Raw genomic sequence first — 11,270 nt, 5'->3', positions numbered from 1 at the left:
ACCACCAGCATCAGGATGTGCGCACCGAAAACGGCATCGAATATGGCGACACCGTTGACAAGATGGACTTCGACTATCTGGCCAAGGTCACGATGTTGAACGTCTTTACCGCAAATGCGCTTTCGGTCGCGCCCCCTGCGCCCGCTTCGGCGACTTTAGGTGGCGCCGTAACCTCTAACACGACGGTCAAATGGGACGCAGCGCCGGGTGCGCAGCGTTATCGCATTTACCAACGCCGTGCAGACGCACAGGATTGGGTCTTTGTCCGCGACGTACAAGGCACCGAGGCTGTTCTTGAAGGCTTGATCGTGGACGATCATTTCGTCGGCGTCAGTTCGGTCAGCGCATCCGGCGGCGAAAGCATCATCACCTTTGCCGGGTTACCACCCCGCCGGTAGGCTCAGGCGACGAGCGGCTCTTCCATTTCGTCGAGGTCGCGCAGCACATAGCCACGGCCCCAGACGGTTTCGATGTAATTTTCGCCGCCACATGCGAGCGCGAGTTTCTTGCGCAGCTTGCAGATGAAAACGTCGATAATCTTGAGTTCGGGTTCGTCCATGCCGCCATACAGGTGGTTCAGGAACATTTCCTTCGTCAGCGTGGTGCCCTTGCGCAGCGAAAGCAGCTCAAGCATCGCATATTCTTTGCCGGTCAGGTGCACACGGCTGCCGTCGACTTCAACGGTCTTGGCATCAAGGTTCACCCCAAGCTTGCCCGTACGGATGACCGACTGCGAATGGCCCTTTGAACGGCGGACAACGGCGTGAATACGCGCGACAAGTTCGTCGCGATGGAATGGCTTGGTCACATAATCATCGGCTCCAAAGCCGAACGAGCGAACCTTTGAATCCATTTCGCTGATGCCCGAAAGGATCAGCACAGGTGTCTGCACCTTGGCCACACGCAGCTTTTTCAGAACGTCATAACCGTGCATATCGGGCAGGTTCAGGTCGAGCAATATGATGTCATAATCATACAGCTTACCCAGATCGAGACCCTCTTCACCCAAATCGGTGGTGTAGACATTGAACCCTTCGGTCGCGAGCATCATCTCGATGGCCTTGGCCGTAGTTGGTTCGTCTTCAATCAAAAGCACACGCATTGGGCAAACCCCTCTTTGAAACCCTTGCACCCTCGAAGCAGCACCCGCGACCCGGGTGATGCGACGGACTTTATTAACCATAAGAAAAATGAACTGAAAAGGTTAATTTGGCGTTAATGCTGGGGTTTCGGGCGATCTGTCGAATTTTAGTTCACAAATAATGACGTTTTCTGCGGGTTTGAGAGCCCTGTGACGAGCCAAAAATAATTTGTGAAATTTTGCCCAAATTGCCCTTTGGATGGCTAAATGTGCAAAATCATAGTCAACAGGACGTTAATTTGCGGTGACGTGGTACAGCTTATGCACATTAAGAAATCCTTGAACCCGCCCGCATCGACATTATCTCTCTCATATTCCGGCGGTTCATTTCCCCGCCGATGCGGGTATTTTACATGACGGACACAAGCCTATCCAACGGCCTCCATATCGAGGCACGCCCTTTTGCGTCGTTGGGCAAGCGCGACCATGGCTGGCTGAAGCCCAATTTCCACTTCAGCTTTTCGGATTATTATGACCCTGCACGGATGAGCTGGGGCGCCATTCGCGTGTGGAACGATGATGAGATCGCCGCGCAATCCGGCTTTGCGCCGCATGCGCATGACAATATGGAAATCATCACTTACGTCCGCGAAGGCGCGATTACGCATAAGGACAGCATGGGCAATGTCGGCCGGACCGAGGCGGGCGACGTGCAAGTCATGTCTGCCGGAACGGGCGTTACGCACAGCGAATATAATCTGGAGGACGGACTGTGCCGCCTGTTCCAGATTTGGGTCCTGCCCCGCAACCGCAATGTCCCGCCCGCATGGGACCAGAGGCAATTTCCCAAAGGGGATCGTTCGGGCGCATTCAACGTGCGGGCGAGCGGCTATGGCGAAGACGGCGCGCTAGTCATTAACGCCGACGCCCGCGTGCTTGGCGCGACCGTCAGTGCGGGGGCGACGGCGGAATATACATTGGCCGCAGGCAACCATGCCTATCTGGTTCCGGCAACGGGCCGCATCCGCATCGCCGGTGTTGAATATGGTGCACGCGACGGTATCGCGATCAAAGGCGCTGGTGTGCTGCACATTGAAGCCATTGAGGATGCCGAACTGGTGATGGTCGACAGCGCATAGTCTGACGCGCTATGGGCAGGCCATGGCCTTTGACCTTCCCGAAGACTTGCTTGAAGAAACCTTCCTGGCCTCCACCGGGCCGGGCGGGCAGAATGTCAACAAAGTCGCCACTGCATGCCAATTGCGGGTCGATGTTTTTGCACTGGGTTTGCAGCCTTATGCTTTTCGGCAGTTGAAGATACTGGCGGGCAGCAAGATGACGATGAACGGTGAGTTGATCGTCACCGCCCGCAGCCACCGAACGCGCGAAGCCAACCGCGCCGATGCCCGCGCCCGCGTGATCGAACTCATCGACTGCGCGCACATTCGGCAGGCACGGCGCGTCGCCACCAAACCCAGCAAGGCCGCAAAGGCACGGCGCGTGGATGCCAAAAAGGGCCGGTCAACGGTCAAGAAAAACCGTGGCAAGGTCAGCTTCGACTGATAGGGGACACTGATGTACGAATTTTCCATTGATACGAACGCCCCAAAATCGGACATGTACCGCGAACTGGTCAAGTCCGCCGATGCATTGACCAGTGGAGAGAGTGACGGCGTTGCCAACATGTCGAACATCGCGGCGCTTTTGTGGGAGTTCCTGCCCGATGTGAATTGGACCGGCTTTTACCGCGTCGTGGACGGGGAGCTTGTTCTTGGCCCGTTTCAGGGCAAGGCAGCCTGTATCCGCATTCCCTTTGGCCGCGGCGTATGCGGCGCTGCGGCGCAAACGGGCGAGACGCAATTGGTCGAAGATGTGCACGCCTTTCCCGGGCATATCGCATGCGACGCCAACAGCGCCTCTGAACTTGTTGTGCCCGTGATGCGCAATGGCCAAGTGATCGCCGTGGTTGACCTCGACAGCCCGTCGCGCGGCCGGTTCGACCATGATGATGCGCTGGGAATAGAAGCGCTCGTCGCAGTTATTGCCGACCGTATTTAAGCGCGCTGCCGCATTAAACGTCATCGATAGGGACAGGGTCGCCAAAATGGTCCGCGCCTCAAACCTTAATGGATAACGACATAGACTCGATCTGAAGGATATTTTACGAGACCGCGATGGACACTCTCGACATCGCCTTTGCTGAAGCCCGCCGCTACTTGGCTTCACTCGACACACGGCCAGTGGCGTCGCGCGGAACGCCCGCGGACATGCGGTTACCTCTGCCAGGACAGTTCCCCGAGCGCGGAATTCCAGCGAATGATGTTGTCCGCGCAATTGCAGCCGCAGCAGACCCAGGGCTAACAGGCAATGCCGGCGGACGCTTCTTCGCATGGGTAAAAGGCGGCGCGCTGCCGGCCGCGCTTGCAACGGACATCATGTGTTCTGCATGGGACCAAAATGCAGTGCTTGCATCGACCAGTCCCGCCGGTGCTGTTCTTGAGGAGGTGGCGGGCCGATTTCTTCTAGACGCTCTGCGTCTGCCCGCCGATGCCAGCTACGCCTTTGTCACAGGATGCCAGATGGCACATACGACGGCGCTGGCTGCCGCGCGTCATGCCGTGCTCGCGCACAAGGGCTGGGATGTTGAGGCGAAGGGGCTTCAGGGCGCGCCTGTTATCCGCGTGCTCGCCAATAGCCATCACCATTCGTCGGTTACGCGGGCGTTGCGTCTGCTCGGGCTGGGCAGTGATTGTATCGAGCCCTTGGGCGGAGACAAGCCAGGTCTGGTGTCGCCAGAGGTACTGCGCGCGGCGCTCGCAGAAGCACCTGACGCACCGACAATCGTGGTTCTCAATGCGGGTGATCTCAACATCGGCGCTTGCGATGATTTCGCAACGTTATGCCCCATTGCGCAAGCCGCAGGGGCTTGGGTTCATGTCGACGGTGCCTTCGGTCTTTGGGCCAATGCCAGCCCGCGTCTGGCGCCGCTCGTCGCCGGAGTGGAGATGGCGGATAGCTGGGCCACCGATGGTCATAAATGGCTGAACACACCCTATGACTGCGGCATGGCAATTACGCGCCATCCAATCGCGCACAGTGCGGCGATGCGCATGACGGCGGCCTATCTGACCAGTGGCGGCGACGTACGCGACCCTATGGACTTCACGCCGGAATGGTCGCGTCGCGCCCGGGCTTTGCCAGCACTGGCCGCTTTGATGGAACTCGGCCGTGACGGCCTATCGGAGATGATCGAACGATGCTGCGACCATGCAGCCGCCATCTATGACGGGATCGTGGGCTTACAAGGCGCCACAGGCATCGCGCGTCCGACAATGAATCAGGGCCTGATACGGTTCGATGCAAAAGACGGTTCGAATATCAGCGACGCGGTGATCGCCGCGATCAATGCCAGTGGCGAAGCTTTCCTGAGCGGTGGCAGCTGGGACGGCGAACGTGTTATGCGGATCAGCGTCTGTGGCTGGAATACGAGCGCCGATGACGTCGCAAGGACCGTGGCCGCAGCAGGTGAGGCCCTATCTAGGGTCAGGACCTAGCCTTCGGTGACTATTTTCAGCCTTCTGCGTCCGGATCAAACAATTCCCAGCCATCCGGGCCAAGGCGTTCCAATGGCTGGTAGCGCGTTTTATACTGCATCCGTGCGGCGCCTTTTACCCAATAGCCAAGATACACATAAGGTAGGCCAGCCGCCTGTGCGCGCAGGATGTGGTCCATAATGATGAAGGTGCCAAGGCCGCCGCGATCTTCGATGTCGGGATTGTAAAAGCTGTAGATCATCGACACGCCGTCGCTTTGCTGATCGGTCAGGCAAGCGCCCACCAATTCGCCCAGCCGACCAAAAGTTGTAGGCGTGCGATATTCCACCACATGGCTTTGAACCGGCGATTGTTCGACCATGTCGGCATAATCCATGTCGTCCATATTCGCCATTCCGCCTTCGGGATGGCGGGCCGCCAGATAGCGGCGGAGCAGATCATATTGTTCGGATGTCGACCATGGACGGCACGCGCTGACCACCAGATCGGCGTTGCGCCGTAATATCTTGCGCTGGGTCGCGTTGGGCCGGAATTCATCGGTGCGCACGCGAACCGATACACAGGCCTTACAATCAAGGCAGCTCGGGCGATAGGCAACATTCTGGCTGCGGCGAAATCCGATGCGGCCCAACGCTTCGTTCAATTCGTTGGCGTGGTTGCCGTTCAGCTCGGTAAATACCTTGCGCTCGGTCTTGCCGGGCAAATATGGACAAGGCCCCGGGGTGGTCACAAAAAACCGCGGAAAACGGACTGGTGCGCTCATATTCTCTCCGCTCTTGGTTGGGACGGTTAAGACGTTCTTTACCTTTTATGCACAGGTCCCCAGCCGCTGAAAAGCGAATTTACCATGATTCTTTCGTTCCGGACTATTTGTTGAGCTCGACCCGTTCGACCTTGTAACCGGCGGCGTTCAGGCCATCGACAAGACCCTGCAATTGCTCGGCATCGCGCGCTTCGCATTCGATGTCGGTAATCAGGCCCTTGGCAGGCAGCGTCGTAAAAATACGCTGGTGATAAATTTCGATGATGTTGACGTTATGTTCGTTGAACAAGCGCATGACTTTGAACAACGCGCCGGGGCGGTCCTGAAGCGTCAGGCGCAAGCGCGCAAGGCGTCCGGACCGCGCAAGGTCACGCAACAGGACGTTCGCCAGCAGGCGCGTGTCGATGTTACCGCCACACAATACGATCCCGACATTCTTGCCCTTGAATTTCTCCGGATGGGCCATCACGGCCGCGAGCCCCGCCGCGCCAGCGCCTTCGACCACGGTCTTTTCAATCTGCAGCAGCAAGCTGACGGCGGTTTCCAGTTGCGCCTCGCTGACCAAGACGATTTCGTCGACCAGACCGCGAATGACTTCACTGGTGAACGATCCGGGGATTTTCACCGCAATGCCTTCCGCCAGCGTGTCGCCTTCGCATGGCATCTGCATGTTGTTGAACAGCGCGTACATCGACGGATATAGCTCCGCCTGCACACCAATCAGGCCGATGTCTGGTTTCAATGCGCGCGCCGCAGTGCCCATGCCCGACAGCAAGCCGCCACCGCCAATGGGTACGACAAGCATATCCAGCGACGGAACGCTCTCCAGCATTTCAAGCGCAACGGTCCCCTGCCCTGCGGCGACATCAGGATCATCGAACGGATGGACGAATGTCAGGCCCTGCTCCGCCTCAAGCAAGCGGGCATGTTTGTAGGCGTCATCAAAAGTCTCGCCATGCAGCACGACCTTGCCGCCAACGCTTTCGGTCTGCATCACCTTCACCGTCGGGGTCGGTACGGGCATGACGATGGTCACCGGAATGCCCAGACGCGTGCCATGATAGCTCAAACCTTGCGCATGGTTCCCGGCCGATGCCGCGATGACGCCTTTGCTGCGCTGTTCTTCGGTGAGCAGCAGGATCGCATTCAGCGCGCCGCGTTCCTTGTACGCCGCCGTGAACTGATGGTTTTCGAACTTCAGATAAATATTTGCCCCGGTCAGCTTGGACAAAGTCTGGCTGTGCAGCGTCGGCGTTGCCACGATGGAGTCACGGATCCGGGCATGGGCGGCGCGGACATGTTCAAGGGTCAATTGGTCAGACATAGAAAGCGGCCCTAACGTATCTGGCGTTAAGTGAAAACAAACATTAAGACCATGCTATGACTAGAATAGCTTTTATCGGACTGGGCGTCATGGGCGGCCCAATGGCACGGCATCTTAAACAGGCAGGGCATGCGCTGACGGTGTATAACCGTTCGCGGGCCAAGGCCGAGAACTGGGTTGCAACCTATGGCGGAACGCTCGCGTTGTCGCCAGCGGATGCCGCCAAGGATGCAGAGGTCGTCATCAGCTGCGTGGGCACCGACGATGACTTGGCCGGCGTCACGCTCGGACGCGACGGTGCATTTGCGGCGATGGCGAAGGGTAGCCTGTACATTGATCACACGACCGTCTCCGCACGGATCGCCCGGCAACTTGGCGTCGAGGCAAAGTCACGCGGCCTGTTGGTCGTCGATGCGCCCGTGACCGGCGGACAGGCGGGCGCCGAAAACGGAACCCTGTCAATCATGTGCGGCGGCAGCGAAGCAGCCGTTGAGGCTGCGCGGCCGATCATGGCGCCTTATGCCAAGCGTGTTGTCCATGTTGGCGGCCCCGGCACGGGACAGATCACCAAAATGTGCAACCAAATCGCTTTTGCGGGTGTTATCCAGTCGCTGTCCGAAGCCATGCGTTTCGCGCAATCGGCGGAGCTCGACGTTGGAAAAGTCTATGAAGCGATTTCGGGCGGCGCGGCGCAAAGCTGGCAAATGGACAATCGCTGGGCCACGATGGCTGAGGACAAGTTCGACTTTGGCTTTGCCGTTGACTGGATGCGCAAGGACTTGGGCCTTGCGTTCGAAGAGGCGCGTGCCGTTGGCGCAACCTTGCCAATTACCGCGATCATCGATCAATTTTACGCCGATGTGCAACATATGGGCGGCGGCCGTCTTGACACCAGTGCGATTGTGAAAAGGCTGCCCAAGGGATGAGAAGGTTTTTTGCGTTAGCCTTACTCGCGCTTGCCGCACCTGCATATGCCGACGGACTGGTCGAGAATGTAAATGGCATCACGCTTGATCAGGACGGCAAGGTCATCCGGTTCAACGCGATGCTGGTGGGCAAAGATGGCAAGGTCACGGAGCTGCTGACCAAGAAAGACAGACTTCCCAAGCAACTCGATTTCCGCCTTGATGGGCGCGGCGCAACCTTGTTGCCCGGACTGATTGATGCGCATGGCCATGTCATGGGCCTTGGCTTTCAATTGCTGACGCTCGATTTGTCCGGAACCAATAGCCTTGCCGAAGCGCAAGCCGCGATAAAGGCCTATGCCGCGAAATATCCCGAACGCCGATGGATTATCGGCCGGGGTTGGAATCAGGAAAAATGGGGCCTTGGCCGTTTCCCGACTGTGCAAGATTTAGACGCCGCCGTCGGCGATCGGCCTGTATGGCTTGAGCGCGTCGACGGGCACGCCGGTTGGGCCAACAGCAAAGCCATGGAAATCGCCGGCGTCACCGCTGCATCCAAATCACCGCCGGGCGGCCGCATTGAACTGGCTGGCGGAAAGCCCAGCGGTATCTTTGTTGACTCCGCCGCCGATCTGGTGGGCAAATTCGTGCCCGCACCCAAACCGTTGGAACGCGATGTTGCCTTGGGCGAAGCGCAAAAGAAACTGCACAGTCTGGGCATCACATCGATTGCCGACATGGGCACGTCGATCGACGATTGGCAAAGCTATCGCCGTGCAGGCGATGCGGGATGGCTGACCGTCCGGATATTTGCCTATGCCGGTGGCATCGACAATATGGTCGCCATTGCGGGCCCTGCGCCAAGCCCTTGGTTGTACAACGACAAATTGCGGCTGGGCGGCGTGAAGCTGTATCTGGACGGCGCCTTGGGCAGCCGGGGTGCGTGGCTCAAGAAACCTTATGCCGACGCGCCCGGACAAACCGGCCTTCAGTTTTTGGCGAGCGCCGAAATCCGCAACCTGATGGTGCGGGCATCGATGGACGGGTTTCAGACCGCGGTGCACGCCATTGGTGATGCGGCGAATGCCGAAGTTATCGGTGCGATTGAGGAGCTGTCCGAAACATATACAGGCGATATGCGCTGGCGGATTGAACATGTCCAAATTGTCGACCCCGCTGATCTGCAAAAGCTTGGCAAGCACGGCATCATTTCGTCGATGCAGCCGGTGCACCAGACATCCGACCGGCAGATGGCCGAGGCGCGGCTTGGCCAAGAGCGGCTGAACGGCGCTTATGCGTGGCAGTCCATCGCGCGCGCTGGCGGCAAGCTGGCGTTCGGTTCTGACGTACCCGTTGAGTCCGCCGATCCCTTCGCTGGATTGGCAGCGGCCATGACGCGCGAAGATGCCGAAGGCCAACCCTTTGGCGGATGGCGCCCCGAAGATCGCGTTTCGCGCGAACAGGCGCTTGCCGGCTTTACCACCGGCGCTGCTTACGCGGCCTTTGCAGAAGGCAAATTTGGTTCGTTAACCCCGGGGCATTATGCCGACTTCATATTGATTGATGTCGACCCATTGCTTGCAAGCCCACGCGAACTGCGTAATGCGATAGTCAAAGAAACATGGGTCGGTGGTCGGCCCGTATATAAAAATGCTGCAGCATATGCTGCGGACAAAAACAACAATGGAGAGACAAGATAATGCGTGCATGGACCTTAGCTAGCCGCCCTGCCGGGCTTCCAAATGACAGCAATTTTGCGATGATCGAAGCACCCGATGCACCATTGGGCGCAGACGAGTTTCGCGTTGCGAACAGCTGGTTGTCCGTCGACCCCTATATGCGCGGCCGCATGAACGATGCGAAAAGCTATGCCGATCCATTCATGCTTGGCGAACCCATGACCGGCGGCGCAGTCGGCGTTGTGACCGAAAGCAACAATGCCGATTTTCCGGTCGGCGCAAAGGTTCTCCATATGGCTGGCTGGCGCGATAGCGCGGTATTCGGCGGCGACAAGACGCCACCTGCGGGCATGCCGCCGGTTAAACTGCCCGATCTGGGCGTTCCCGATCAACATTGGCTCAGCATCATCGGCATGCCCGGCGGCACCGCATGGTTCGGCTTGCTCAAGGTTGCCGAAGCGAAGGCTGGCGAAGTCATTTTCGTATCTGCTGCCGCAGGCGCAGTTGGTTCGACCGTCACGCAAATTGCCAAGGCCAAGGGCATGAAAGTCATTGGCTCAGCCGGTGGCGCAGAAAAATGTGCCTGGGTCAAAGAACTCGGCGCCGATGCCGTTATCGACTATAAATCCGGCAAGGTGCTGCCGCAATTGATGGCCGCACTGAAGGACATGGGCGAAAGCGGCATTGATGTCTATTTTGACAATGTCGGCGGCGAACATTTTGATGCGGCACTTGCCACGTCCAAAGAATGGGCGCGCTTTGCGATTTGCGGCATGATTGACGTGTATAACGACTTCAAAGCCCAACCGATGCAATATCTTCCGATGATCATCGGCAAGCGCGTCATGATCAAGGGCTTCCTATACCCTGACTTTTACGCACAGGTTCCGGAATTCAACGCCGATATGGCGGGCCTGATCCAATCTGGCGCAGTCAAGGGCCGTGAAACAGTGAAAGACGGGCTTGAGAAAACACCCGAAGCCTTCATCGGCCTGTTCAGCGGCGAAAACACCGGCAAGATGCTTGTAAAACTATAAGCAAATTACTGCGCAGCATTGGTTGATGTGTTACGGAACAGTCTGTTCAAACTGAACAGGCTTTCCGTAACGTCAAGAATGTCAATGTTGCAATATTGACGCACAGAATAAATTTCAGGAAAACGCCGGTTAACGGCGATGACAGCCGTGCGTCCTTTCGTTATATTGTAACATATCAATTTCAACACAGGAGAGAAGCATATGTTACGACGTGACAAATCCCTCAGCCATGCATTGAGACTATCGGCCGCTTGCCTTGCGCTTTCAGTGCCAAGCCTCGCATTTGCGCAGGAAGCCCCTCAGGCCGACGATACAGCGGAAGAAGAAATCGTTGTAACCGCGCAAGGCCGCAGCCAGCTATTGTCTGACGTGCCAGTCGCGATTTCCGCGGTTAATGCCGAAACACTTCAAAATAGCGGCGCGAACGACATTCGCCAGCTGAACCAAGTTGCACCATCGTTGCTCGTGTCTTCGACGGGTTCGGAAGCCAACGGCTCGGCCCGTATTCGCGGTATTGGTACGGTCGGTGACAATCCCGGCCTTGAAAGCTCGGTCCCTGTTTTCATCGACGGCGTATACCGTTCGCGTTCGGGCATCGGTCTGAACGAACTCGGCGAAATTGACCGGGTTGAAGTGCAGCGTGGACCGCAGGGTACATTGGGCGGCCGTAACTCGTCGGCGGGCCTCATCAGCATCTATTCAAAAAAGCCAAGCTTCACCTTTGGTGTCAATGGCGAGCTGACCTACGGCAATTATGACTTCATGCGCGCTGCAACCAGTGTCACTGGCCCGATTTCGGATCAGGTCGCGTTCCGCGTCGATGGCGTGTATGTAAAGCGTGACGGTTTCTACCGCGACGACCAAAATGGCCGCGACGTCAACAATCGTGACCGTTACTTCCTGCGTGGTCAATTATTGCTCCAACCA

At 57.7% G+C, this 11,270-nt stretch carries 11 protein-coding genes and 1 pseudogene; 9 read left to right on the top strand and 3 right to left on the bottom strand.

The features are described from left to right. A pseudogene (locus ACIQ0G_RS07360) lies at nucleotides 1-398 on the top strand (peptidase M28); the annotation flags it as partial. 2 nt (nucleotides 399-400) lie between these two features. Here ACIQ0G_RS07360 and ctrA read toward each other — a convergent pair. After that, nucleotides 401-1,102, bottom strand: a complete 702-nt coding sequence (gene ctrA, locus ACIQ0G_RS07355) for a response regulator transcription factor CtrA (RefSeq protein WP_324477869.1) — start codon at nucleotides 1,100-1,102, stop codon at nucleotides 401-403. A gap of 392 nt (nucleotides 1,103-1,494) precedes the next feature. Here ctrA and ACIQ0G_RS07350 point away from each other — a divergent pair, with 392 nt between their 5' ends. From ACIQ0G_RS07350 to ACIQ0G_RS07335, 4 genes are all read left to right on the top strand, one after another. Beyond that, nucleotides 1,495-2,220 (top strand): pirin family protein, encoded by a 726-nt coding sequence (locus ACIQ0G_RS07350; RefSeq protein WP_397577342.1) that lies wholly within the window; start codon nucleotides 1,495-1,497, stop codon nucleotides 2,218-2,220. Nucleotides 2,221-2,242: 22 nt separating this feature from the next. After that, nucleotides 2,243-2,644 (top strand): alternative ribosome rescue aminoacyl-tRNA hydrolase ArfB, encoded by a 402-nt coding sequence (gene arfB, locus ACIQ0G_RS07345; protein WP_397577341.1) that lies wholly within the window; start codon nucleotides 2,243-2,245, stop codon nucleotides 2,642-2,644. A 12-nt stretch (nucleotides 2,645-2,656) separates the two neighbouring features. Next, the gene (locus ACIQ0G_RS07340; protein ID WP_397577340.1) at nucleotides 2,657-3,139 is read left to right on the top strand and encodes a GAF domain-containing protein; all 483 of its coding nucleotides are present in this window, start codon (nucleotides 2,657-2,659) and stop codon (nucleotides 3,137-3,139) included. Nucleotides 3,140-3,255: 116 nt separating this feature from the next. Next, a complete protein-coding gene (locus tag ACIQ0G_RS07335; RefSeq protein ID WP_397577339.1) occupies nucleotides 3,256-4,635 on the top strand; it encodes a pyridoxal phosphate-dependent decarboxylase family protein in 1,380 nt (459 codons plus the stop codon). Nucleotides 4,636-4,651: 16 nt separating this feature from the next. On the opposite strand, the gene ACIQ0G_RS07330 is transcribed toward ACIQ0G_RS07335, so the two are convergent. Both ACIQ0G_RS07330 and ACIQ0G_RS07325 read right to left on the bottom strand, forming a co-directional pair. Continuing rightward, nucleotides 4,652-5,398 carry an arginyltransferase gene (locus ACIQ0G_RS07330; protein WP_397577338.1) on the bottom strand — a complete coding sequence of 249 codons (747 nt, stop codon included), beginning with the start codon at nucleotides 5,396-5,398 and terminating at the stop codon, nucleotides 4,652-4,654. A gap of 103 nt (nucleotides 5,399-5,501) precedes the next feature. Further along, nucleotides 5,502-6,722, bottom strand: a complete 1,221-nt coding sequence (locus ACIQ0G_RS07325) for a threonine ammonia-lyase (RefSeq protein WP_397577337.1) — start codon at nucleotides 6,720-6,722, stop codon at nucleotides 5,502-5,504. A gap of 56 nt (nucleotides 6,723-6,778) precedes the next feature. Here ACIQ0G_RS07325 and ACIQ0G_RS07320 point away from each other — a divergent pair, with 56 nt between their 5' ends. The 4 genes from ACIQ0G_RS07320 to ACIQ0G_RS07305 all read left to right on the top strand — a co-directional run. After that, complete coding sequence (locus ACIQ0G_RS07320) at nucleotides 6,779-7,648, top strand: NAD(P)-dependent oxidoreductase (RefSeq protein ID WP_397577336.1); 870 nt, start codon at nucleotides 6,779-6,781, stop codon at nucleotides 7,646-7,648. Next, nucleotides 7,645-9,327 carry an amidohydrolase gene (locus ACIQ0G_RS07315; RefSeq protein ID WP_397577335.1) on the top strand — a complete coding sequence of 561 codons (1,683 nt, stop codon included), beginning with the start codon at nucleotides 7,645-7,647 and terminating at the stop codon, nucleotides 9,325-9,327. Before ACIQ0G_RS07320 ends, ACIQ0G_RS07315 begins: the two co-directional genes overlap by 4 nt. Continuing rightward, entirely contained in the window at nucleotides 9,327-10,343 is a 1,017-nt protein-coding gene (locus tag ACIQ0G_RS07310) for an NADP-dependent oxidoreductase (protein WP_397577334.1), read from the top strand. Before ACIQ0G_RS07315 ends, ACIQ0G_RS07310 begins: the two co-directional genes overlap by 1 nt. A gap of 201 nt (nucleotides 10,344-10,544) precedes the next feature. Continuing rightward, nucleotides 10,545-11,270: TonB-dependent receptor (locus tag ACIQ0G_RS07305; RefSeq protein ID WP_397577333.1), on the top strand; the 726-nt coding region annotated here is incomplete at its 3' end.

The sequence above is a fragment of the Sphingorhabdus sp. genome (genome assembly GCF_044354325.1).
Taxonomy (GTDB): domain Bacteria; phylum Pseudomonadota; class Alphaproteobacteria; order Sphingomonadales; family Sphingomonadaceae; genus Sphingorhabdus_B.
Note: the sequence above shows the minus strand (reverse complement) of the source record. Positions and strands in the feature narration are given on the sequence as shown.

Excerpts from the sequence above, each read along its gene's own strand:
- ctrA (WP_324477869.1), bottom strand. The coding sequence starts at position 1,102 with ATGCGTGTGCTTTTGATTGAAGACGAACCAACTACGGCCAAGGCCATC.
- ACIQ0G_RS07350 (WP_397577342.1), top strand. The coding sequence starts at position 1,495 with ATGACGGACACAAGCCTATCCAACGGCCTCCATATCGAGGCACGCCCT.
- arfB (WP_397577341.1), top strand. The coding sequence starts at position 2,243 with ATGGCCTTTGACCTTCCCGAAGACTTGCTTGAAGAAACCTTCCTGGCC.
- ACIQ0G_RS07340 (WP_397577340.1), top strand. The coding sequence starts at position 2,657 with ATGTACGAATTTTCCATTGATACGAACGCCCCAAAATCGGACATGTAC.
- ACIQ0G_RS07335 (WP_397577339.1), top strand. The coding sequence starts at position 3,256 with ATGGACACTCTCGACATCGCCTTTGCTGAAGCCCGCCGCTACTTGGCT.
- ACIQ0G_RS07330 (WP_397577338.1), bottom strand. The coding sequence starts at position 5,398 with ATGAGCGCACCAGTCCGTTTTCCGCGGTTTTTTGTGACCACCCCGGGG.
- ACIQ0G_RS07325 (WP_397577337.1), bottom strand. The coding sequence starts at position 6,722 with ATGTCTGACCAATTGACCCTTGAACATGTCCGCGCCGCCCATGCCCGG.
- ACIQ0G_RS07320 (WP_397577336.1), top strand. The coding sequence starts at position 6,779 with ATGACTAGAATAGCTTTTATCGGACTGGGCGTCATGGGCGGCCCAATG.
- ACIQ0G_RS07315 (WP_397577335.1), top strand. The coding sequence starts at position 7,645 with ATGAGAAGGTTTTTTGCGTTAGCCTTACTCGCGCTTGCCGCACCTGCA.
- ACIQ0G_RS07310 (WP_397577334.1), top strand. The coding sequence starts at position 9,327 with ATGCGTGCATGGACCTTAGCTAGCCGCCCTGCCGGGCTTCCAAATGAC.